General features: G+C 67.6%; 21 protein-coding genes and 1 pseudogene. 6 read left to right on the top strand and 16 right to left on the bottom strand.

Annotated features, from left to right (window positions below; translation table 11 throughout):
* Positions 1-5 precede the first annotated feature (5 nt).
* From BAY15_RS15935 to BAY15_RS15910, 6 genes are all read right to left on the bottom strand, one after another.
* Positions 6-971, bottom strand: a complete 966-nt coding sequence (locus BAY15_RS15935; protein ID WP_068853979.1) for a L,D-transpeptidase family protein — start codon at positions 969-971, stop codon at positions 6-8.
* Between the two features lie 122 nt (positions 972-1,093).
* Positions 1,094-1,429 carry a hypothetical protein gene (locus BAY15_RS15930; protein WP_068853978.1) on the bottom strand — a complete coding sequence of 112 codons (336 nt, stop codon included), beginning with the start codon at positions 1,427-1,429 and terminating at the stop codon, positions 1,094-1,096.
* An 80-nt stretch (positions 1,430-1,509) separates the two neighbouring features.
* Positions 1,510-2,454 (bottom strand): DegV family protein, encoded by a 945-nt coding sequence (locus BAY15_RS15925; protein WP_068853977.1) that lies wholly within the window; start codon positions 2,452-2,454, stop codon positions 1,510-1,512.
* Between the two features lie 83 nt (positions 2,455-2,537).
* On the bottom strand, positions 2,538-3,173 hold the full coding sequence (locus BAY15_RS15920) for a 2-hydroxychromene-2-carboxylate isomerase (protein ID WP_068853976.1): 636 nt from the start codon (positions 3,171-3,173) through the stop codon (positions 2,538-2,540).
* 58 nt (positions 3,174-3,231) lie between these two features.
* Complete coding sequence (locus BAY15_RS15915) at positions 3,232-4,503, bottom strand: amidohydrolase family protein (protein ID WP_068853975.1); 1,272 nt, start codon at positions 4,501-4,503, stop codon at positions 3,232-3,234.
* Entirely contained in the window at positions 4,500-5,909 is a 1,410-nt protein-coding gene (locus BAY15_RS15910) for an amidohydrolase (protein WP_068853974.1), read from the bottom strand. The genes BAY15_RS15915 and BAY15_RS15910 overlap by 4 nt, the downstream gene beginning before the upstream one ends.
* A gap of 102 nt (positions 5,910-6,011) precedes the next feature.
* Here BAY15_RS15910 and BAY15_RS19675 point away from each other — a divergent pair.
* Positions 6,012-6,098 (top strand): annotated as a pseudogene (locus BAY15_RS19675) (AMP nucleosidase); the annotation flags it as partial.
* A gap of 53 nt (positions 6,099-6,151) precedes the next feature.
* A complete protein-coding gene (locus BAY15_RS15905; RefSeq protein ID WP_068853973.1) occupies positions 6,152-6,691 on the top strand; it encodes a DUF924 family protein in 540 nt (179 codons plus the stop codon).
* Positions 6,692-6,746: 55 nt separating this feature from the next.
* On the opposite strand, the gene grxD is transcribed toward BAY15_RS15905, so the two are convergent.
* On the bottom strand, positions 6,747-7,673 hold the full coding sequence (grxD, locus tag BAY15_RS15900) for a Grx4 family monothiol glutaredoxin (protein ID WP_068853972.1): 927 nt from the start codon (positions 7,671-7,673) through the stop codon (positions 6,747-6,749).
* 57 nt (positions 7,674-7,730) lie between these two features.
* Between grxD and BAY15_RS15895 the strand changes: the two genes are divergently transcribed.
* Complete coding sequence (locus BAY15_RS15895) at positions 7,731-8,582, top strand: polysaccharide deacetylase family protein (RefSeq protein WP_083214207.1); 852 nt, start codon at positions 7,731-7,733, stop codon at positions 8,580-8,582.
* On the opposite strand, the gene BAY15_RS15890 is transcribed toward BAY15_RS15895, so the two are convergent.
* The 4 genes from BAY15_RS15890 to BAY15_RS15875 are packed head-to-tail and all read right to left on the bottom strand — an operon-like array spanning position 8,485 to position 11,438.
* Complete coding sequence (locus tag BAY15_RS15890) at positions 8,485-8,844, bottom strand: hypothetical protein (RefSeq protein WP_068853971.1); 360 nt, start codon at positions 8,842-8,844, stop codon at positions 8,485-8,487. The genes BAY15_RS15895 and BAY15_RS15890 overlap by 98 nt on opposite strands.
* A complete protein-coding gene (locus tag BAY15_RS15885) occupies positions 8,841-9,482 on the bottom strand; it encodes a methyltransferase domain-containing protein (protein ID WP_083214206.1) in 642 nt (213 codons plus the stop codon). Before BAY15_RS15885 ends, BAY15_RS15890 begins: the two co-directional genes overlap by 4 nt.
* Before the next feature lie 56 nt (positions 9,483-9,538).
* On the bottom strand, positions 9,539-10,162 hold the full coding sequence (locus BAY15_RS15880) for an SGNH/GDSL hydrolase family protein (RefSeq protein ID WP_068853969.1): 624 nt from the start codon (positions 10,160-10,162) through the stop codon (positions 9,539-9,541).
* Between the two features lies 1 nt (position 10,163).
* Complete coding sequence (locus BAY15_RS15875) at positions 10,164-11,438, bottom strand: pyridoxal phosphate-dependent aminotransferase (RefSeq protein WP_068853968.1); 1,275 nt, start codon at positions 11,436-11,438, stop codon at positions 10,164-10,166.
* 125 nt (positions 11,439-11,563) lie between these two features.
* Here BAY15_RS15875 and rsgA point away from each other — a divergent pair, with 125 nt between their 5' ends.
* On the top strand, positions 11,564-12,655 hold the full coding sequence (rsgA, locus tag BAY15_RS15870) for a ribosome small subunit-dependent GTPase A (RefSeq protein ID WP_068853967.1): 1,092 nt from the start codon (positions 11,564-11,566) through the stop codon (positions 12,653-12,655).
* Positions 12,656-12,675: 20 nt separating this feature from the next.
* Here rsgA and BAY15_RS15865 read toward each other — a convergent pair whose 3' ends face one another.
* Together BAY15_RS15865 and BAY15_RS15860 are read right to left on the bottom strand one after the other, a co-directional pair.
* On the bottom strand, positions 12,676-13,158 hold the full coding sequence (locus tag BAY15_RS15865; RefSeq protein WP_068853966.1) for an RES family NAD+ phosphorylase: 483 nt from the start codon (positions 13,156-13,158) through the stop codon (positions 12,676-12,678).
* Complete coding sequence (locus BAY15_RS15860; protein ID WP_068854781.1) at positions 13,155-13,619, bottom strand: antitoxin Xre/MbcA/ParS toxin-binding domain-containing protein; 465 nt, start codon at positions 13,617-13,619, stop codon at positions 13,155-13,157. Before BAY15_RS15860 ends, BAY15_RS15865 begins: the two co-directional genes overlap by 4 nt.
* 208 nt (positions 13,620-13,827) lie before the next feature.
* Here BAY15_RS15860 and BAY15_RS15855 point away from each other — a divergent pair, with 208 nt between their 5' ends.
* Positions 13,828-15,096 carry a flavohemoglobin expression-modulating QEGLA motif protein gene (locus BAY15_RS15855; RefSeq protein ID WP_426804271.1) on the top strand — a complete coding sequence of 423 codons (1,269 nt, stop codon included), beginning with the start codon at positions 13,828-13,830 and terminating at the stop codon, positions 15,094-15,096.
* Positions 15,097-15,239: 143 nt separating this feature from the next.
* Positions 15,240-17,534 carry a TonB-dependent receptor gene (locus BAY15_RS15850; protein ID WP_068853964.1) on the top strand — a complete coding sequence of 765 codons (2,295 nt, stop codon included), beginning with the start codon at positions 15,240-15,242 and terminating at the stop codon, positions 17,532-17,534.
* A 116-nt stretch (positions 17,535-17,650) separates the two neighbouring features.
* Here the strand turns inward: BAY15_RS15850 and phbB are convergent, their stop codons facing one another.
* Genes phbB through BAY15_RS15835 form a run of 3 tightly spaced genes read right to left on the bottom strand, consistent with a single transcriptional unit; the run spans position 17,651 to position 20,942 of the window.
* Positions 17,651-18,391, bottom strand: coding sequence for an acetoacetyl-CoA reductase (gene phbB / locus BAY15_RS15845; protein WP_068853963.1), 741 nt, complete (start codon positions 18,389-18,391; stop codon positions 17,651-17,653).
* A 16-nt stretch (positions 18,392-18,407) separates the two neighbouring features.
* On the bottom strand, positions 18,408-19,733 hold the full coding sequence (locus BAY15_RS15840) for a CitMHS family transporter (RefSeq protein ID WP_068854779.1): 1,326 nt from the start codon (positions 19,731-19,733) through the stop codon (positions 18,408-18,410).
* 27 nt (positions 19,734-19,760) lie between these two features.
* Positions 19,761-20,942, bottom strand: coding sequence for an OprO/OprP family phosphate-selective porin (locus BAY15_RS15835; protein WP_068854777.1), 1,182 nt, complete (start codon positions 20,940-20,942; stop codon positions 19,761-19,763).
* Positions 20,943-20,999: the final 57 nt, after the last annotated feature.

Here is a 20,999-nt window from a genome sequence, read left to right as displayed (position 1 = left end):
GTCGTTTACTCCTGCATCACCACGGGCACCGAGGCGTCCACCGCATCGGCCACCTGCAGCGCGTCCCAGTTGGTCATCCGCACGCAGCCGTGCGATTCGGTCTTGCCCACGTGGCCCGGTTCGGGGGTGCCATGCAGGCCGTAATGCGGTTTGGAAATATCGATCCAGACCGGCCCCACCGGATTGTTCGGGCCGGGCGGCAGGGTGGCCTTGCGGTCGCCGGCCTTGGCATCCCAGAACAGCTTCGGGTTGTAGTGGAACGGCGGATCGCGGGAGATGCCCAGGATCTTCCATTTGCCGATCGGCAGCGGGTCGTGCTGGCTGCCCGACGACACCGGGAACTGCGCGTACACCTTGCCCTGCGCGTCATACAGGCGCAGCGTCGAATCGGACTTGTCGATGACCAGCTTGGCCGCCTTCGGCAGCGCAGCAGGAGCGATGTTCGGCACCTGGATCGTGCTGCCGGCCTTGCGCAGGTCCACGCCCGGGTTGAGCGCCTGCAGCAGCTTGGGATCGGCATGGAAGCGCTCACCGAGTGCCTCGCCTACCGAGGTGAAGCCCATTGCCTTGAGCTTGGCCTGCTCGGCAGGCTTCTTCGGAATCGGCTGGAAGGGGCCCGCCACGTCTTCGGCGGTGAGGGTGTAGCTGGCCAGGGGCGGCGTGCTGTCCGGCTGCAGCGCCTGCCAGGTGGCGTCGTCGAGCTCGCCGGTCACCTTCAGCCCGCGCGCGGCCTGGAAGCCGGCCACCGCGCGCTTCTGGTTGGAGCCCGTCAGCCCGTCGATCTGGCCCGGCGAAAAGTGCTCCCGGTCCAGCAGCACCTGCGCATGCAGGTCCGAGCGCGGGCCGGTGGCCACGGCGCCGTCTTCAGCGATGGGCGCGGGCAGGGTAGCCGGTGTCTGTGCCAGTGCCGGGGTTGCGGCAGCCAGGGCAAGGGCAAGCAGGGAAGCGGAAGCAGGCAGGCGCAGCGGCATCGAGTACTCCAGGGCAGGTTCAACCCCACCATGCCGGAGCGCGCTGCACAGGTCCTGTGAAATGCCTGACGGGCAGCTGACCGGCAACGCGATTGTGGTGGCGTCGCCGGTCGGGTCGGTTTTTACCGGACGTCGCGCAGTTCCCAGTGGTGGCCGGCGAGCAGGCGCAGCCGCTCCTTCAGCACATCGCTGTTGATGGTGGTGCTGACCACCAGGTTGATGCGCAGGTCCTTCTGCTCACCCGTCACGGTCGCATTCGGGTCGGTTGCACCCCACTGCGGCTCGACGGCATCGGGATCCGGCTGCTTGGCGCGCCAGCGGTCGAACAGGCCGGTGGTGCGCAGCGCGGCCTGCAGCTCCTCGGCGAAACCGCCGGCGCTCTGCGAACGGAAAGAAAGATCGGGATCGTTGCCGTGTGCCTTGGAAGGGTCCGGCAGGCTGATGAAATACTGCGACATGGTGGTCTCCGTTGAATGCGCCAAGGCTGGCAGATGCACGGTGGAATCGGTGTGCAGAAACCGGCCGCTCGTCCGCTGGCTCAAGCGCTGAAGGTGTGCGGTTCGTCGGCAAAACCAATCGTGACCGCGCCCTTGCCCACGTTGACCATGCCGGTCAGGCTCATCACCGATTCGTACACGTCCACCCCGTGCGCCTTGCAGGTCTCGCGCAGGCTGGCATAGCCCGGCAGCGCCTGCAGGTCGGCCAGCTCGCCGCCGTAGCTCACACACACCGTGGGCGTCATCAGGCCACCCTTGACCCGTTGGCCGACGAAGTCGAACAGCTTCTGCACCGCATTGTCGAAGCCCTTGATCTTGGCCACCGGGCCGGTGGTGCCGCGGTAGCCGTGCAGCACCGGCTTGATGTCCAGCGCGCTGCCCAGCGCCGCGCTGATCAGGCCCACGCTGCGGTCGCCCTTGTGGCGGGCGCGGGCGCGCATGTAATACAGGTCGCGGGTGACCATGTACCCGTGCACGTTCAAGGCCAGCTGCTCCAGCCGCTCGCGGATCTGCTGCACGCCGGCGCCGCTGTCGCGCAGGCGCACCGCTTCCACTGCAGTCACGCCCTGCGCGGCGAACAGGTTCTGGGTGTCCAGCACGCGCAGCGCGAACGGCGAGTTGTGACCCGCCGCCTGGCGCACCGGCTTGTAGTCGTTGAGGATGGCGAAGCTGGCCTGCATCGCGTTGTCGTGGATCGGGCTGCGGGTCTTGGTGATCGTCATGCAGAACACATGGTCGTAATCGATCACCAGCTTGCCCAGGAACAGATCACGGATCTGCACCACGCTGAAGGGAATGGTTTCGGCCTCGGCGCCATGCTCGGCCACGTGGGCGTGCAGGAAACTCAGGGTGGCCTGTTCGTCGCGGTGGTCGGCCAGCACGGCCTCGCCAATCCGGACGGTGATGGGCAGCAGCACGATGTTGTGCTGCTGGATGAAGTCCTGCGGTAGATCACAGGCAGAGTCGACCACGATTCCGATGCGCATCCTGTTTGCCCCCTCCAGGCAGGGTGTCCGTTCGAAAGTGTGAAAGCTATCTCAAATCGCGTCCGGCTGCCTGACCACGCCGGTCAGCTTGGCCGGCTGCGCTCCACCGCCACCGGCAGCGTGTCGATCCGCTGCCATTCCGGCTGCTGCAGAAGACCGGGGTCGGCCAACACCGCCGCCATCAACGCGTGGCTTTCGTTGCCCCAGAACAGCTCGCCATCGATGGACAGGGTGGGGACCCCGAACACACCGGCGGCGATGGCCGCCTCGGTGTTCTGGCGCAGCTGTTCCTTGACCGACGGCGCCGAGACGGCGGCCACGACGTCGCCCACGTCCAGCATTGCCGCCGGCAGGGCCAGGGCCTGTGGCGTATCGGCCGCGCGGCCGTCGCGCCAGATCCAGTTGAACAGGATGTCCACCGACGCCGGCGTGGCGTCCGCCGCCAGGCACAGGCGCAGGGCCGCCAGCGGGTTGAACGGGTGGCCGGGCGGGAAGCGCAGCGGCACGCCCTGCTGCTGCGCCTGCCACAGCACCTGGCGGTAGGTGAAGCGGCGCTTGGCCGGGATTTCGGCCGGGCCCAGGTTGCCCAGGTGGTGCAGCACCGCGCCCAGCGCGATCGGCACCGGGGTGATGCGCTCGAACTGCGGCAGCGTTTTCAGCTGCTGCCAGTGCAGGTAGGCGAACGGTGAGACGAAATCGAAGTACCAGCGCAGGGTCATGACGTTCCTTGGCGGTGCAGCCAGGCAGGGCCTGGCTCTACGGGTGGGTGAGCGGACCTTATCGCGAATACGCCCTGGGTTCGCGGGTGGCCGGGGCGGCGTAGCGGTCGCGCAGTTCGGTCTGGCGCGAGCGCATCGGCATGGCGCGGCCGCCCAGCCAGACCTGCTCGGCGTAGTGGCCCACGTCCAGCGGGTCGCCTTCCCACAGCACCAGGTCGGCCAGCTTGCCCGGCTCGATGCTGCCCAGCGTGTCACCCACGCCCAGCACCTGCGCCGGCACCCGGGTCAGCCCGGCCAGGCCGTCCTGCCAGGGCAGGCCGTTGGCCACGGCATTGCCCGCCAACTGCCGCATCTTGCGCGCATTGTGCGAGGCATCGTCGCGCTGGGCGAAGCTGACCTGCACCCCGGCGGCGTGCAGCCGCGCGGCGTTTTCCAGGGTCGCACCGAGCTGGTCGAAACTGGTGGGCAGGTTGCCCAGCGCATCGACGAACACCGGCACCTTCGCCTGGGCCAGCAGTGGCGCCACCCGCCACGCCTCGGCACCGCCGGCAATGGCGATGCTCACCTTCTCGCGCGCCGCCCAGCGCAGCAGCTGGCGGATGTCCGCCGCGCGGTCCACCTCCACCACCAACCGCCCCTGGCCCGCCAGGTAGCGGGCCAGCGTGGCGCGGCCGGCAGGGGTGAGCAGGGCATGCGGCGAATCGACCGGCACCCGGTTGCGCGCTTCGCTCACCATCTGCTCCAGCAGCATCCACTGCGCCGCCCGCGAGCTGCCGGTGAGTTCGGCACCGGACGCGCCGAGCCGGATGAACAGCGCGCGCGGGCCGATCGGATCGGCGCTGCCGTCCAGCCGCATCACCCCGCCCTGGCCGGCGATGAAGCTGCCACTGGTGTTGGCCCCCAGGGCGGTGAAGCCGATGCCGTCCAGCCGTGCCACCGGGATCAGTACCGAGGCCGGGTTGTAGGCCAGCGTCACGTCGAATTCGGGGCGCAGCGGCTGGTCTTCCAGCTTGAGGCCGCTGTCCACCGTGGTGGACTCACCGGACACTTCGTCGATGCCGATGTCGGTGATGCCGCCAAACAACGCCGGGGTGAGCGGGCGACCGTTGGCCTCCACCACCGTGGCGCCGGCAGGCGCGACCAAACCGGTGCCCACGGCGCGGATCACGCCGCCCTGGACCAGCACATCGCCGTGCTTCAGGCTGCCGCGCGCGCTGGCGGTGTGTACCGTGGCATTGCGGATCAGCAGATCCTGCGCCCAGCTCGCCGGCGCGGCGCCAAGCAGTGCAAGAAGCAGCAGGCTGCGCTGCAGTACGCGGGTGCCGGTCATGGGCGTGCCTCCTGGCCGAGCATGAAGTCCGACAGTGGCTGCCGGCGCACGTCCTGGCGGTCGTAGACCTGGTGGCCGTCGATGTAGACCTTCTCGGCCAGCGCGTAGGAACTGAAGGGGCTGCCGTTCCACACCACCACATCGCCCATCTTGCCCACCTCCAGGCTGCCGGTCTGCTTCTCCACGCCCAGCGAGCGGGCGGCGTTGAAGGTCAGCCAGCCGATGGCGCGCTCGGGCGCGATCTGCATGCCGGCGCGGCGCGCGTTGGCGATCACCTTGGCGGCCTCCTGGTTGAGCCGCTGGATGCCTTCGGGCGAATCCGAATGCACGATCGCGCAGCTGTTGGCCGGGCGGTCCACCAGCGCGATGTTTTCCTGGATGCCGTCAAAGGCTTCCATCTTGAAGCCCCACCAGTCGGCCCAGAGCGCACCGCAGACGCCTTCGGCGGCCAGCCGGTCGGCCAGCTTGTAGGCCTCCACGCCGTGGTGGAACGCGGCGATCTTGAAGCCGAACTCCTTGGACAGGTCCAGCATGGTGGCCATTTCATCGGCGCGGTAGCAGTGGATGTGCACGCGGATGTCGCCGTCGATGGCGCCGGCCAGCGTGTCCAGCTTCAGGTCGCGCTTGCCACCGGTATCGCCGGCGCTGTCGCCCTTGTCGCTGCCGCCGAACCAGCGCTTCTTCTTGACCTTCTTCGGGGCGTTCTTGGCCAGGTATTCGCTGGCGTCGATGAAGGCAGCGCGGTAGCCGGCCACGTTGCCCATGCGCGTACCCGGCGCAACACCTTTGCCGCCGCCATACACCCGCTTGGGGTTTTCGCCGCAGGCCATCTTCAGGCCCCACGGCGCACCGGGGAACTTCATGGCCTGGTAGGTGGTGGCCGGGACGTTCTTCAAGGTCACCCCGCGCCCGCCGACCAGGTTGGCCGAGCCGGGCAGCACCTGCATCGAGGTCACCCCGCCGGCCAGCGCGGCGGCAAAGCCCGGGTCCTGCGGCCATACCGAATGCTCGGCCCACACGTTGGCGGTCACCGGTGCGGTCATTTCATTGCCATCCGCATGCGCACCGACCCCGGGGCTGGGATACACGCCCAGGTGCGAATGCACGTCGATGATGCCGGGGGTGACCCACTTGCCGGTGCCATCGACCTGCACCGCGTTGGCCGGTGCCTCCAGCGCGCTGCCCAGCGCGGCGATGCGGCCATCGCGCAGCAGCAGGTCGGCATGCTCCAGGCGCGCGCCGGTGCCGGTAAGCACGGTGGCGTTGCGGATCAGCACCGGCGCCGAGGCGATCGGCGCATAGGTGCTGGGGTAGGGGTCCTGGGTGAAGCGCGATGCTGCCGGCGCCGAAGGCGCAGCCAAGGTGAACAGCGCCAGACCCAGCCCGGCGGTCAATCGTGTACGCATGTCATCCCCGATGCGGCGTGAAAGATCCCCCGCGACGCTAGCCGCTGGCCGGCGCGTTGCCAAGTGGCCAAGTGCATGCCCGGTCCGCCGCCCTCTTGCCAAGAAAACCATATCCAGATCGGTATCGAGGCGCTTAAGCTTATATGGCGCAACGGCAAGTCGGTCCGCCACCTGCGCGTTGACGAATGATGGTAATGGCATGGGTGGGCGCCGGGATGGCGCGCCGCCCGCAGGGGTAGTGAATGGACGTGGCGGCAAAAGTAGTGGAATTCTGGCGCAACGCGGGACCGCAGCAGTGGTTCGCGCGCGATGACGCGTTCGATGCGCGTTTCCGCGAGGCATTCCTCGACGAACACTTCGCTGCCGCACGCCGTGCGCGCGAGCATTGGCTGGAAACGGCCGATGGCGCGCTGGCGCTGATGATCCTGCTCGACCAGTTTCCGCGCAACTGCTTCCGCGACACCGCCCATTCCTACGCCACCGACGGCCTGGCCCGCCACTACGCCATGCGCGCAGTGGAAGAAGGCCTGGACCTGCAGCTGGTGCCCAAGCTGCGCGCCTTCATCTACCTGCCGTTCGAGCATTCCGAAGACCCGCAGGACCAGGAACGTTCGGTCGCCATGTTCGACGTGCTGGGCGACAAGGAATACCTGCAGTATGCCGAACTGCACCGCGACATCATCCGCCGCTTCGGGCGTTTCCCGCACCGCAATGCGGTGCTGGGGCGGATGCCAACGCCGGAAGAACTGGACTACCTCGCCGAAGGCGGGTTCGCCGGCTGACAAAAAAACGCCGGCAATGCCGGCGTTTTTTCATCCATCGCGGTTGAACCTGCGATCAGTACTTCGGCACGCTGTTGTCCACCGCATCCGACCAGGCATCGATACCGCCGGTGATGTTGTAGACCTTGCTGAAGCCAAGCGCACGGAACTGCTCCGCCGCCTGCGCGCTGCGGCCACCGTGGTGGCACAGGAACGCCAGCGGGGTGTCCTTGGGCAGGGCTTCCAGCTCGGCACGGTTGTTGCCGTCGAACGTCTTGAAATCGCCGCCAATCGAAGCAATCGCACGCTCATCGGCCGGGCGCACATCCACCACGGTCAGGGTGCCGGCACGGCGCTGGTCGTCGGCGTCGCGAACGGCCAGTTCCTGCACGGCCTTCGGTGCGTTCGGGTTGTCGATGGCCAGGCCCTTGCCACGGATGTCGTCCACCCAATCGATGGTGATGCCCTCGGCGCGGCGCGCGCTGGCCAGGTCGAACTGCACGCGCAGGCCGTTGGATTCGGCGGCAATGGCGTTGTCGTCGTGCGGGGCCAGCTGGAAGTTCGGCTGGAAGCTGGCATCGATGCCCAGCTGCAGCGAGGCACCCGGTGCATCAGCCAGCGCACCGCGCAGCATTTCCACCGCGGCCGGGGTCACGGTGATGCGCGGCGGGGTACGGTCCGGCGCGGCCAGGCCCAGCACGCTGCTCAGCTCACCGCTGCTGGCCATCTGCAGGATGATGTCGCTGCCGCCGACCAGTTCGCTGTCGATGTACAGCTGCGGGATGGTCGGCCAGTCGCCGTAGGCCTTGATGCCTTCGCGGATTTCCGGGTCGGCCAGCACGTTGACGTGGGCAAACTCCACGCCCAGGTCCTGCAGCGCGCCCACGGCCTTGGCCGAGAACCCGCACTGCGGCATGGTCGGCTGGCCCTTCATGAACAGCACGACGCGGTTGGCGGTAAGAATGGATTCGATGCGCGAGCGCAGGGCGGGATCAAGGGACATGGTGGTCGGGTCCGGAGTTTCGAACCGTACATTCTACGCGGCATGGCATCATGGGGCATGACCGTACCGGAAACGTTGCATCGCATTCCCCGCCGCCCGTGGCGCTGGCTGCCCTGGCTGCTGCTGTCCCAGCTGGCGGTGGTGCTGGCCTGGTGGGCCTGGGGCTGGGCCATCGGGCTGCCGCTGATGGTGGCCTCGCACGCCCTGTTCCTGGTGCCGGTGTTCCTGCCCAACAGCCGCTTCTACGCCCCGGTGCTGAGCCACCTGCCGGCCCCGGCCGGACACGTCTGGCTGACCATCGACGACGGCCCCTCGGAAGAGACCCCGGCGGTGCTGGACCTGCTGGACCGCTACCAGGCCAAGGCCACCTTCTTCATGGTCGGCGAGCGCGCCGCCGCCCGGCCGGAACGGGTGCGCCAGGTGCTGGCCCGGGGCCACGACCTGGGCAACCACAGCCACCGCCATCCGCAGACCCGCTTCTGGCGGCTCGGCCCGGCCGCCATGGCCGACGAGATCGCGCAGTGCCAGCAGACCCTGACCGGGATTGCCGGCACCCCGCCGCGCTGGTACCGCTCGGTGGTGGGCATGACCAACCCGTTCGTGGCACCCGCACTGAAGCGCTGGGGCCTGACCCGGGTGGGCTGGAGCGCGCGCGGTTTCGACGGCGTGGACTGCCAGCCGCAGGCCGTGGTCGACCGCATCGTCGCCCAGCTGCGTCCGGGCGCGATCGTGCTGCTCCACGAAGGCGCCGCCCACGGCCATAACCTCGCGATCATCGAAGCGGTGTTGCAGGCCATCCAGGCCCGCGGCCTCAGTGCGGCGTTGCCTCTGCGTCCGCTGTCGGGTGCGCATCCACCCATTGCTGGTGGATCCAGCTCCCCAGCGACGCCTGCGCCCACAACAAGGTGATCGACAGCCCCAGCGCCAGCACGCCGGTGACCCGGCGGCGCTGGTGCTGCAGCGCGCTGCCGATGCCCAGCAGCAGGCCCACCACCGTGACGCCCAGCGCCACGAACAGCATCGCCAGCACCGCCACCGGCACCTCGTGCATGCCCGCATAGCGGGGCAGGTGGGCCACATGCGCGGTGACCGCGAACAGCACCAGCGCCACCAGGCTCACCACCAGCGCGGCGATGCCCAGCGCGGAATGGCGGGGGCGCGGCGTGTTCATGCCGGCTGCCCGCGTTCGGCGGTGACCAGCCAGTTGTTGAACGGCGTATTGCCGTACAGCGGCGTCATCTCCAACTGCAGCCCGGCGGCCTCCAACGGTGCGCGCACACTGGCCGCATCGGGATAGTGCCGGGGCCGCGTGCCCATCCAGCCGACCAGATGCGCCAGCATGTCGGTGATCCGCGTCGTGCGGTCGCGCCCGCTGTTGTCGGCCAGCGTGGTGCGGATCACCAGCCGCCCGCCGGGTGCGACCCGTGCCGCCGCTTCACGCAGCAGCACCGGCTGTGCGTCGGCCGGCAGGTACTGCAGCACGTCCAGCAGCGCCACGCTGCCGTGGTGATCGGGCAGGGAAGCGCTGGCATCCACGCAGTCGAAGCGCGCATCGTGCAGTGCCGCGCGCGCACCGGCGCGCTGTGCACGGGCAATCTTGTCCGCGTCGATATCCACGCCATGGTAGGGCTGCGTGCGCTGGTTCTGTCGCAGCACATGGGCCAGCAAGCCCAGCCCGCAGCCGATGTCCAGCAGCGGCAGCGAACAGGGCGCGAGCGCGCCGAGCACGCCCGGATACAGCGGGTCGCTGCCGAGCTTGCCCCGGCTGTAGTAGTAATCGCGGCGGTTGCCGAAGCGCTGCGCCGGCATGAAGGCATCGGCGATGCGGTGGGCCTGTTCCCTGGCCAGTGGTAACGCGTCCGTGCTCAGCGTGCTGCCTCATCATCCAGGTGGGCGCGAACGACCGGGAAGGCCCGGCGCGTCCACTCGGTATACATCGCCGCCGACGGGTGCAGGCCATCGTCGACCAGCATGTCAGGTTGCGCACCGCGTTCGCGGCTGATCGCGGTGATGTCCACGAACGCCACCGCGTGCTCGGCGCAGATCGCCTGCGCCGCGGCATTGTAGGCATCCAGCTCGCGTGCGATCTGCACCGGATCGCGGTTGTTGTCGCGCGCATACGGGGTCACGCCCCAGTCCGGAATGGACAGCACGAACACCCGCCGGCGCTGCTGCCCGGCAAAGCCGAGCGCGCGCTGCAGCAGGGCGGTGAAGCGCGGGCGGTACTCCTGCACGCTGCGGCCGCGGTACTGGTCGTTGACCCCGATCAGCAGGCTCACCAGCCCGAATGGCCCGGTCGGGGCCGCCGCATCGATGCCGGAATCCAGCTCGTCGGTGGTCCAGCCGGTGGTGGCGATGATCTGCGGCTCGGCCACCACGTGGCCGGCTTCCTGCAACGCCGTCGCCAGCTGTACCGGCCAGCGTCCGGCCGGGGCCACGCCTTCGCCGATGGTGTAGGAATCGCCCAGGGCCAGGTAGGACAGCGCCACCTCAGGCCACCGCGCTGCGCGGCTTGAGCGGCACCACCTTGGTGTTGGCCTCGGCGCGGCGGGCCAGCGCCCGGTCGATGCGTGCGAACACATCGCGCATCACCTCGGCTTCCGGCAGCAGCGTCACCCGGAAATGGTGGCGGTAGGGCACGTTGAAGCTCGAACCCGGCACCACCAGCACGCCTTCCTCGTTCATCAGTTCCAGCGCGAAATCGTGGTCGTCGAAGCTGCGCGCGGCCGCGCCCACCACCGCCGGGAACGCGTACAGCGCGCCGGCCGGGGCCACCAGCGACAGATGCTCGCTGGCGTTGCACGCCTCGATCACCGCACGGCGGGTTTCATACAGGCGGCCACCGGGGGCGCACAGCGCCGACACCGTGTCCGGGCCGTTCACCGCCGCATCGATGGCGTACTGGCCCGGCACGTTGGCGCACAGGCGCAGCGCGCTGAGCAGGTCCATCGCAGCGCGGAACTCGCCCAGCCGTTCGGCCGCACCGGACAGCATCGCCCAGCCCACGCGCCAGCCGCAGGCGCGGTGCACCTTGCTCAGGCCGCTGAAGGTGATGCAGGGGTGCTCGCCGGCCAGCGGGGCCACCGGCTGGAACCGCGCGTCGTCATACAGGATCTGGTCGTAGATCTCATCGACCATCAGCAGCAGGTTGTGCTTCGCGGCGATGGCCACGATGCGCTCCAGCAGCTCGCGCGAATAACTGGCGCCGCTGGGGTTGTTCGGATTGATCAGCACGATCGCGCGGGTGCGCGAGGACACCAGCGTCTCGATTTCCACCGGGTCGGGCTGGAAGCCGTTCTCCGGCGCGCAGCGGTAGTACACCGGGCGGCCGTCGTTGAGGATGGTGGCCGCCGACCACAGCGGGTAATCGGGCGAGGGCACCAGCACTTCGTCGCCCGGGTTGAGCAGGGCGCGCAGCGACAGGTCGATCAGCTCGCTCACCCCATTGCCGATGAACACCCGGTCCGGGTGCGCATCGGGTGCGCCACGGCGGGCGTATGCGGCGGCAATCGCCTCGCGCGCTTCGGGCAGGCCCTGCTGGTGGGTGTACGGATCGGTGCGGCCCATGTCGTCGGCAATGGCACGCTGCAGGTGTTCCGGCGCGCGGAACCCGAAGTTGCCGGGGTTACCGATGTTCAGCTTGATCAGCTTGCGGCCCTGCGCCTCCAGCTCACGCGCTCGCCGCGCCAGTTCGCCCCGGATCTCGTAGCGGACTTCGGACAGGCGCTCGCGGGTGGCAAGCGGCTTCAGCGGGGGCGTGGACATGACTGGGCCGTGGTTCGGGCATGGAAATCGCATACTAGCGGAAATGCTGCGTTGCAGGGCAAGGGCTCCGGGGCAAATTCCCAGTATTGGCGGGCAGTTGCCGCCGATGCCTCTAGAATGGGCGCATGAGCGAACCGATCGACTACCGCGCCCTGCAGACCATGGGCTGGCCCTGGGCAGGCGCCCCCGAACTGCCTGCCTGGCAGGCCCTGTTCGAGCAGTACCCCCAGGCCCGCCCGGGCCGGGTGGTGGAACAGCACCGTACCGGCTACGTGGTGGCCGATGCCCCGGGCGCGGCGATCAAGACCGAATCGCCCGCCGAATGGCAACGTCCGCGTTTCCCCAGCCACGAACGCGCGGCCGTGGGGGACTGGGTGCTGCTGGACGGCATCCTGATCGTGGCCCTGCTGCCCCGGCGCACCGCGATCAAGCGCGGCGCGGCCGGCGAGCATTACCACCAGCAGGTGATCGCGGCCAACATCGATACCGTGTTCATCGTCTGCGGGCTGGATGCGGACTTCAACCCGCGCCGGATCGAGCGTTACCTGATGCTGGTGGGCGGTGGCGGCGCGCAGCCGGTGGTGGTGCTGACCAAGGCCGACCAGACCGAATACAGCGAAGATGCCCTGGCCGTGCTGGAAGAACTGGCCGCGCAGGACATCCCGCTGCTGGCCATCAACGGCCGCGACCCGGCCAGCGCCAGCGCACTGCTGCCGTGGCTCGGCGCCGGGCAGACCGTGGTGCTGGTCGGTTCCTCCGGTGCCGGCAAATCGACCCTGACCAACACGCTGCTCGGCTACGAGCTGATGAAGACCGCCGAAGTGCGGGGCAACGATTCCAAGGGTCGCCACACCACCACCCACCGCGCGCTGATTCCGATGCCGTCGGGCGCCTGCCTGATCGACACCCCCGGCATGCGTGAGCTCAAGCCCACCGGCGAAGAGGCGCTGGGCGAAGTAGGGTTCGCCGATGTGGAAGCGCTGGCCGCACAGTGCCGCTTCCGTGATTGCGCCCACCAGCGTGAGCCGGGGTGCGCGGTGCGCGCGGCGATCGACTCCGGTGAACTGGATGAAGAGCGGCTGCTCAACTACTTCAAGCTGAAGGACGAAGTGGCGGCCGCGGCCGCCAAGCTGGCGGTGCGCCAAGCCCAGCAGGCATTGGAGCGCAAGCATGTGAGCAAGGGGGCGCAGTGGCGCCCGCCGGGCAAAAAGCGCTGAGGCGCATCTCCGCGCCTCGATTACCGGCCTCTGCTCCGGAACAGCAGGTTGTACTGAAGTCGGCGCGTGGCCCGCGCGGTCATGCGCAGGGCATCGGGATGCTGGGCATTGATGAGAACAATGGTCTCTTCCGGAGCAATCACCGACGGTAGTTCGATGATCGCGTGAGCGCCCTCGCTGTACCACGCAGATCCCGTGTTCACCGAGATCATGCCGTGTGGAATGGCGTCCCAACCTACCGGCAGCGTGGCAGCGGAAGTAACACGTCGCGCCGCCCAGACATCATCCGGTACGTCGATCTCGATGACGTACCTGTTCAGCGGCAGGCCGTTGTCATCGATGTGCGCGGCGGTCTCCAGGACCGCCATGGCGAGACTGGGGGCCGCATACTCCACCTTCTCGCCAGGCCGGTTCCAGCGGCCCGGCGAACAGGCGGCGCCGGTGCCGCTGATGTCGTCGGGCGTCCACGCAGGCCCTGTCGAGCCAATGCGGGCCAGCTTCATTGATAGGCGCCGCTCTGGATGGCCCCCAGCACCCGCATCACCGACGCACGGCCGGTGGGCGTATCCATCACGTCGGCCGGCGCCAGGCCACCCAGCGCAGGTTGCGGCCGCTGGATCCACTCGCCCACCCATTTTTCGACGTCGAAGCCACGCGCCTGTTCGTTGTCGCGTTCGGCCGCGAGCATGTCTTCCACGCGGTTGATCAATTCCATCAAGCCCACGACGGACTGCCCGGTGGTGCCGGCGAACAGGGACTTGTCCCGCATCTTCTTGGTAAAGGTGGCTTTGGGAATGCGCACGAAGGTCTGGAATTCGGTACTGCTGTCGAATATCTCATCGATCAGGCCCTTCACCACCTGGTAGGGCACGCCTTCGCGTTCGATCTGCACGCGCTCGGCCAGTGGCGCGGTGCGCAGCAGGGCCCTGAACGAATCCACCTTCACCGGCAGTTTGAATTTCACGGTTGTCGCATCGCGCACAACCTGCGCGGAACGGGGTTCTTTCAGGGGTCCGATGGCGTACGACTCAACCTTGGCCGACGCGGGGGCACGCTTGCTGGCGGCGGACATCGTCATCTCCTCTGGCTACCAATAGTCCAACTATAGGCCAATAGTGCTCCATCCGCACCTGGCTGCCCATCCCCCTTTTGACCCTGCTAATGTCCGCTTCATGAGCATCGCTCCTCACCGCCCGCCGATGACCGTGGACCGGGACGTGGCCCACCACACCGAGCTGGACGCCCGGCTGGTGGAGGCCGTGGGGGGGCTGCGGCTGCTGGGCCTGACCAGTTGGCCGGCCGCCCTGCAGGCGCCGTTCCTGGCCAGCGTGGCGCGTGGCCAGCCGGTGCTGCCGGTGCTGGACTACCCGAAGCTCGATTTCGCCCGCACCCGCCGCGAACTGGCCGCGATCAGCGCCCAGTGCGATGTGGACCACCCCATCGGCCTGTACATCCGCCGCTCCGCCCACAGCTGGGACCTGGCCGCCGGCCTGCTCGAATCGCTTGGCACCGCTGCCGTGGACCGTTACTCGGTGGAGCTGTTCGGCTCGCCCGAACAGCCGCTGCCGGGCAACGGCCCCAGCACCCGCGAAGCGGCCCGCCACTTCATCCAGATCGCGCAGGAACTGGACCACGAGCTGCTTGCCCCGGAAGAGCAGGTGCCGGTCTCGGCCACCGCATTGCAGCTGCAGCTGCAGAGCGACCTGGATGCGTTCTTTGAATCGCGCATCATCAGCGTGCAGCTGGACCCGGAGCTGATCTCCAAGGCCGCTGCCGGCCCCACCCGCATCCGCCTGCGCACCAGTGCGCGCTTCAGTGCCTACGACCGCGCGCAGCTGTTCCACCATGAAGCGCTGGTGCACTCGCTCACCGCGCTCAACGGGCGCGAACAGCCGCACTTGCCCAGCCTGGCCTTGTCCTCGCCCCGGGTGACCGCCACCCAGGAAGGCTTGGCCACGTTCGCCGAACAGATCACCGGCAGCATCGACATCGAGCGGCTCAAGCGCATCAGCCTGCGCACCGAAGCGATCGCGATGGCACGCGAAGGCGCGGATTTCATCCAGGTATTCCGCTACTTCTGCGACGCCGGGCAGAACAACGAAGAAAGCTTCGCCTCGGCCCAGCGCGTGTTCCGCGGCGTGCCCGCCACCGGCGGCGCGGCCTTCACCAAGGACACCGTGTACCTGCGTGGGCTGGTGTCGGTGCACACCTTCTTCCGCCATATGCTGGCCGAAGACCGCCTGCAGAACTGCCGCTGGTTGTTCGCCGGCAAGATGTCACTGACCGACGCGGTGGATTTCGCGCCGCTGTTCGAAGAAGGCATCCTGCGCCCACCGCGCTGGCTGCCGCATTGGGTCAGCCGCGCCAATGGGCTGGCCGGCATGCTGGCGTTCTCGCTGTTCGCCAATCGCATTCGCATGGATCAGCTCGCGGCCGAGTAACCGAAATTGGACCCACGCATTCCATGCACCCGGTCGCACTTTGCGACGAGCCTCGCCAACCCGTAAGAATCCTTTCATCTTCCGTCCCCATGATGGCCGCGCACCTGCACCACGCAGGCACCTCCATCATGTAACGGACCCTCATGCTCAACCGACCCCTGACGATCGCCGTGGCGATCGCGCTGTGCGCTGCAAATGCGCACGCCGCCGACGTGGACAGCTCCCTCGACGCCAGCGGCGCGCCCAGCGCCCGCACCCTGGACGCCGTATCGGTGATCGGCCAGGGCGAAACCCGCCAGGTGCAGCGCGTTACGGCCGTGGACAAGCAGGTGTTGCCGCCCGGCACCAGCGCGCAGAAGATCCTCGACCGCCTGCCCGGCGTCTCGGTACAGTCCAACGACGCGTTCGGCGCCAACGAGGAATCGCAGACCATCAGCCTGCGCGGCTTTGACAAGAGCCGCCTGGGCTATACGCTTGATGGCATTCCGCTGGGCGACAACAGCTACGGCAACTACAACGGGTTGAGCATTGCGCGTGCACTGATCGCCGAGAATCTGGCCGGCGCCGAACTGTCGCAGGGCATCGGCTCGCTGGGCGTGGCCTCCACCAGCAACCTTGGCGGCACCATCCAGTACTTCTCGCAGGACCCGTCCACGGAGTTTGGCGGCCGTGCCAGCGTCACCGTCGGCGACGACAACCAGCGGCGTGGCTTCCTGCGCGTGGACACCGGCGACCTCAACGGCTTCTCGGCGTACGTTTCCGGCGTGCACCAGGACGCGGACATGTGGGCCGAACCGAACCAGAACCAGACTACCCGGCAGTTCAACGCCAAGGCGGTGTGGAACGTGGGTGATCACCGCTTTGGCGCATTCGCCGCCACCTCGCGGGTGAGCCAGGCCAACTACGCCTATCTGTCCAAAAGCATGCTCGAGCGCGGCCTGGGCTGGGACTGGAACATCTACGCCCCGGACTGGGATCGCGCCTTGGCCGCGGCCTACTGCGCGCCGGCCACCTACAACCCGCAGCGCTGCGCCTTCAGCGGTGGTGTCAACAGCATCGACGATGCGTACTACCAGAGCCGTGCGCTGCGCGATGACAACCTGTACTCGCTGGATGCGGATCTGGCATTGGGCGACAGCGCCCGCCTGAAGCTGCTGGCCTACCACCACGAGAACCGCGGCCAGGGCCACTGGTGGGCACCGGGGCAGGCGTCCAATCCCGGCACCCCGCAGGCGCTGCCGATCTCCATCCGCAGCACCAACTACACCATCAACCGGCAGGGCGTCACCGCTGCGCTGAGCTGGCAGCTTGGCCTGCACGAGCTGGAAGCCGGGCTGTGGTACGAGCGCAATGACCACAATGTCGAGCGCAACTTCTACTACATCACCGGGCCGTTCCTCGATGATGGGTACCTAAATTACCCGAACCGTCGCCTGTTCGACCAGGACTATGACATCCGCACCCGCCAGTTCTACGTGCAGGACCGCATGCGTTTCCTCGACGACAGGCTGACCGTGGACGTGGGCATCAAGAGCCCGAACACGCGCATGACCGCCGTATCCAAGCCGGGTACCGAGGCCAGTTATGCCTCTGGCACCCTGACCGCGAAGGAATCGGTGCTGCCGCAGGCCGGTATCGGCTTCAAGCTCAACGCGAACAACGAGCTGTTCGCCTCCTACGCGGAGAACATTGCCGCGTTCGTCGGCGGTGGCAGTGGTGGCCCGCTGCAGGTGTCGCCGGAATCGTTCGCGGCCAGCGTGGACGATCTGGAGCCGGAAAAGTCGCGTTCGTTCGAAGCGGGCTTCCGTACCTTCGGCGAGAAGTACCAGGCCTCGATCGCGGCCTACCACGTGATGTTCGACAACCGCCTGCTGTCGCTCAATCCCTGCACCAGCATTGAAGTGGGCACGCGGCCGGAGTGCATCACCCGCTTCATCAACGTCGGCTCGGTGAAGAGCCAGGGCGCGGAGCTGACCTTCATCCTCAAGCCGGTGGATGGGCTGCAGTGGTACAACGCGGTGTCGTGGAACAAGAGCACCTACGAGGATGATTACACCTCGGGCGGCGCGGTGGTGCCGGTGGCCGGCAAGATCACCGTGGATACGCCGCAGCGGATGGCCTCCAGCGAGATCAGCTGGAACCGGGATGGCTTCTTTGCCAGCCTGCGTGCCAAGTACACCGGCAAGCGCTATTACACCTACACGAACGATCAGTCGGTGCCGGGCGTGACCACCTTCGATGCGGGCATGGGGTATTCGTTCGGGCCGGGCCTCGGCCTGCGCGACATCAAGGTCTCGCTCAACGCCACCAACCTGACCAACAAGCGGTACGCGGGTCAGCTGAGCTCATTTGCCCCGACCGACCCGACCGGTACGCGCTACGCGATCCATGCGAGCGCGCCTCGGCAATTGTTCATGACGGTCAGCGCGGAGTTCTAACTCCGCGTCGCCGCCCGACCAACGGTCGGGCGCTACCGACCAGGGCGACATCGATCCAGGATGCAGGGTAGGAGCCGACCGTTGGTCGGCACATTGCCCGTCATCCCGGCACTGCATCAGAACATATGCAACCCGCCGTTCACGGCGTAATCGGCGCCGGTCACATACGCGGCATCATCCGACGCCAGCCACGCACACAGGCTGGCCACCTCTTCAGGCTTGCCGAGGCGGCGGATCGGGACCGAGCCTGCCAGGCGGTCCAGCACATCCGGCGGGAAGCTGCTGATCGACTGGCTGGCAATGTAGCCCGGCGAAATGGTGTTGACCGTTACCCCGCGCGTGGCCACTTCATTGGCCAGCGCCCGGCTGAAGCCGTGCATCGCCGCTTTGGCGGTGGCGAAGTTGACCTGGCCGATCTGGCCCTTGTGCGCGCTGACCGAGCCGATGTTGATGATGCGGCCCCAGCCGCGGCCGGCCATGCCGTCGATCACCTGCTTGGTGATGTTGAACAGCGCATGCAGGTTCGAGCCCATCACCGCGTTCCAGTCGTCCTGGGTCATCTGCCGGAACAGCACGTCGCGGCTGCCGCCGGCGTTGTTGACCAGTACGTCGATCTCACCCACTTCGGCCTTGACCTTGGTGAAGGCCGCCACCGTGGATTGCCAGTCCGCCGCATTGCCTTCAGAGGCGATGAAATCAAAGCCCAGCTCACGCTGTTCGCGCAGCCAACCGGCCTTGCGCGGCGAATTGGGCGCACAGCCGGCCACCACCGTGTGCCCGGTGCGAGCCAGCTTCTGGCAGATGGCGGTGCCCACGCTGCCCATGCCGCTGGTGACGTATGCGATACGAAGGGTCATCTCGGAATCTCCCGGGTCAAGCGGCAAGGGGATACAGCGCGAACAGCAGGCTGCCGGCCATCAGCACCAGCGACACCATCACCGCCCACTTCAGGGTGAACTTCTGGTGGTCGGCAAATTCCACCTTGGCCAGGCCCACCAGCAGGTAGGTCGATGGCACCAGCGGGCTGAGCAGGTGCACCGGCTGGCCGGCGAGCGAGGCGCGCGCCATTTCCACCGGGGTGATGCCGTAGTTGCCGGCCGCCTCGGACAGGATCGGCAGCACGCCGAAGTAGAAGGCGTCGTTGGACATGAAGAACGTGAACGGCATCGAGGCCAGCGCGGTGATCACCGCCAGGTAAGGGCCCCAGGCATCGGGAATGATGGCCAGGAAGCTGTGCGACATCGCCTCCACCATGCCGGTGTTGTTGAGGATGCCGGTGAAGATGCCCGCCGCGAAGATCAGCGACACCACCGACAGCACGTTGCCGGCATGGTTCACCACGCGGCGGCGCTGCTCGGCCAGGTTCGGGTAGTTGATGACCAATGCGATTGCAAAGCCGACCATGAACAGCACCGGCATCGGGAGCACGCCCATCACCAGCGCCGTCATCAGCGCCAGGGTCAGGCCCAGGTTCACCCACAGCAGCTTCGGTCGCTTGGTGTCTTCGGCATCTTCCACGGTGGGCAGCGCGCCGTCATCGGAAACGCTGGCATCCATCCAGCTGCCCCCCTTGGGCAGCGTCACCACACCCAGCCGACGGCGCTCCTTCAGGCCCAGGTACCAGGCCAGCAGCAGCACGGAGATGCAGGCCAGCACCATCGCTGGGATCAGCGGAATGAACACATCGGCCGGGTCCACGTGCAGCGCCGTGGCCGCACGCGCGGTCGGCCCGCCCCACGGGGTGAGGTTCATCACGCCGCCGGCCAGGATGGTCACGCAGGTCATGTTCAACGCGCTCATGCCCAGTCGCTGGTACAGCGGCAGCATCGCCGACACGGTGATCATGTAGGTGGTCGAGCCATCGCCATCCAGCGAGATCAGCATCGCCAATGCGGCCGTGCCCAGCACGATCTTCATCGGGTCGCCCTTGACCAGGCGCAGGATGATCCGCACCAGCGGGTCGAACAGGCCCGCATCGATCATCACCCCGAAGTACAGGATGGCGAACATCAACATCACGCCGGTGGGCGCGATCTTCTTGATGCCATCCAGCATCATCTGGTCGATATCCGCACCGAAGCCGCCCATCAGCGCGAACACGATGGGAATGGTGATCAGCGCGACCAGGGGCGACAGTCGTTTGCTCATGATCAAGTACATGAACGTAATGACCATGCCAAAACCGAGGATGCTCAGCATCATCTGCGGGTTTCCTTGCAAGGGGGGTTAGAAATCGAACTGCAGGCGGCCGGTAACGGCTCGGGTGTGGTCCACGGTGGCCGCGGCGAGGTAATCGCGGTTGCGGCTGTCGATCAGGTTCAGCATGAAGCGCAGATTCGGGCGCAGGTACCAGTTGCCGCCCAGGGTCCAGGCGTCGGTGCGCGCATCGATCAGGTCCGGCTGGCCGGACAGGTGCTGCTCGCCGCGCATCTGGTCGTAACGCAGCGCCAGCTCGAACGCACCGGCCTTGTGGCGGATGTCCTTGATGCGCGCGAAGCGCCCGGTCTTGCGGTCGTAGCCGCGCGATTCGCCGGTGACGAACCAGCTCAGCATCCCGTAGCCCGCCAGCACCGTGCCGCGCTGGCTGCCGTCATCGAAGGTGGCGCCGCTGAACTCGCCCTGCCACGACAGCGGGCCGCGCACCTGCGCGTATTCCAGCGACCACTTGTTGACGTCGGTATCGCGCCCGGAAGAGAAATCGATCAGGGTCAGCCGGCTATTGTCGGAAAGGTGCCCAGCCGGGCGCGGGCGGATCCGCAGCGCCGGCACGCCGTTGGCGCCCGGGGTGTCGTAGCGCTCATGCGCCAGCGACAGCCCCAGGTGCAGCACGTCGCCGGCAGTGGCGCCCGGTGCCCAGGTGGCGCGGCCGCCGGCCGCACGGCCCTTCACCTGCCACGCATCGATGCTCTCCAGACTGTAGGCACTGGCGGCCCAGGTCATGTCGTTCTTGGCAGCCTGCCACGACGCGCCCAGCCGGTACAGCGGCGCCAGCGTGGTGCCCGCGTTGCCTCGCTCCAGGAAGCTGCCGTAGTTGGAGCCGGTGCGGTCATCCAGCGAGAAGAACTGCTTGAACTGGCCCACGCTGAGCTTGCCGCCGCTGAAATCACGGCTGACGTAGACATCCTTGGCTTCCACCTGGTCGCCGGAGAAGTCCGCTTCCAGCTTGTAGTCCACCACGAAGAACCTGCCGGACATGTCCAGCCAGGCACGGCGGATCTCGGTGTCGTCCTTGTTCGGGGTGCCGCGCGCATCGTTGTCGAAATCAGCGAAATCCAGGTGCAGGCGGCCGCCGAAGGTGGCGGTGACCGGTCGGTCCGCATCGACCTCATCGGCGGCCCAGAGCGGGGCGATGGGCAACAACAGGGCGCAGGCGGCCAGCCCGCGGCAACGCAGGAGATTGAAGTGCATGAACCCTCCCAGGTACATGGCGGTGGGCGGGCAGGGCGTGTGGGCCATGCCAACCCG

Origin of the sequence: Stenotrophomonas rhizophila (genome assembly GCF_001704155.1) — a bacterium.
In the GTDB taxonomy this organism is placed as follows: Bacteria; Pseudomonadota; Gammaproteobacteria; order Xanthomonadales; family Xanthomonadaceae; genus Stenotrophomonas; species Stenotrophomonas rhizophila_A.
This window is presented reverse-complemented; position numbering and strand designations above follow the sequence as displayed.

Excerpts from the sequence above, each read along its gene's own strand:
- BAY15_RS15935 (WP_068853979.1), bottom strand. The coding sequence starts at position 971 with ATGCCGCTGCGCCTGCCTGCTTCCGCTTCCCTGCTTGCCCTTGCCCTG.
- BAY15_RS15895 (WP_083214207.1), top strand. The coding sequence starts at position 7,731 with ATGACCGTACCGGAAACGTTGCATCGCATTCCCCGCCGCCCGTGGCGC.
- BAY15_RS15855 (WP_426804271.1), top strand. The coding sequence starts at position 13,828 with ATGAGCATCGCTCCTCACCGCCCGCCGATGACCGTGGACCGGGACGTG.
- BAY15_RS15920 (WP_068853976.1), bottom strand. The coding sequence starts at position 3,173 with ATGACCCTGCGCTGGTACTTCGATTTCGTCTCACCGTTCGCCTACCTG.
- rsgA (WP_068853967.1), top strand. The coding sequence starts at position 11,564 with ATGAGCGAACCGATCGACTACCGCGCCCTGCAGACCATGGGCTGGCCC.
- BAY15_RS15850 (WP_068853964.1), top strand. The coding sequence starts at position 15,240 with ATGCTCAACCGACCCCTGACGATCGCCGTGGCGATCGCGCTGTGCGCT.
- BAY15_RS15905 (WP_068853973.1), top strand. The coding sequence starts at position 6,152 with ATGGACGTGGCGGCAAAAGTAGTGGAATTCTGGCGCAACGCGGGACCG.
- BAY15_RS15915 (WP_068853975.1), bottom strand. The coding sequence starts at position 4,503 with ATGACCGGCACCCGCGTACTGCAGCGCAGCCTGCTGCTTCTTGCACTG.
- BAY15_RS15865 (WP_068853966.1), bottom strand. The coding sequence starts at position 13,158 with ATGAAGCTGGCCCGCATTGGCTCGACAGGGCCTGCGTGGACGCCCGAC.
- phbB (WP_068853963.1), bottom strand. The coding sequence starts at position 18,391 with ATGACCCTTCGTATCGCATACGTCACCAGCGGCATGGGCAGCGTGGGC.
- BAY15_RS15875 (WP_068853968.1), bottom strand. The coding sequence starts at position 11,438 with ATGTCCACGCCCCCGCTGAAGCCGCTTGCCACCCGCGAGCGCCTGTCC.
- BAY15_RS15925 (WP_068853977.1), bottom strand. The coding sequence starts at position 2,454 with ATGCGCATCGGAATCGTGGTCGACTCTGCCTGTGATCTACCGCAGGAC.
- grxD (WP_068853972.1), bottom strand. The coding sequence starts at position 7,673 with ATGTCCCTTGATCCCGCCCTGCGCTCGCGCATCGAATCCATTCTTACC.
- BAY15_RS15835 (WP_068854777.1), bottom strand. The coding sequence starts at position 20,942 with ATGCACTTCAATCTCCTGCGTTGCCGCGGGCTGGCCGCCTGCGCCCTG.
- BAY15_RS15930 (WP_068853978.1), bottom strand. The coding sequence starts at position 1,429 with ATGTCGCAGTATTTCATCAGCCTGCCGGACCCTTCCAAGGCACACGGC.
- BAY15_RS15885 (WP_083214206.1), bottom strand. The coding sequence starts at position 9,482 with ATGCCGGCGCAGCGCTTCGGCAACCGCCGCGATTACTACTACAGCCGG.
- BAY15_RS15890 (WP_068853971.1), bottom strand. The coding sequence starts at position 8,844 with ATGAACACGCCGCGCCCCCGCCATTCCGCGCTGGGCATCGCCGCGCTG.
- BAY15_RS15840 (WP_068854779.1), bottom strand. The coding sequence starts at position 19,733 with ATGCTGAGCATCCTCGGTTTTGGCATGGTCATTACGTTCATGTACTTG.
- BAY15_RS15910 (WP_068853974.1), bottom strand. The coding sequence starts at position 5,909 with ATGCGTACACGATTGACCGCCGGGCTGGGTCTGGCGCTGTTCACCTTG.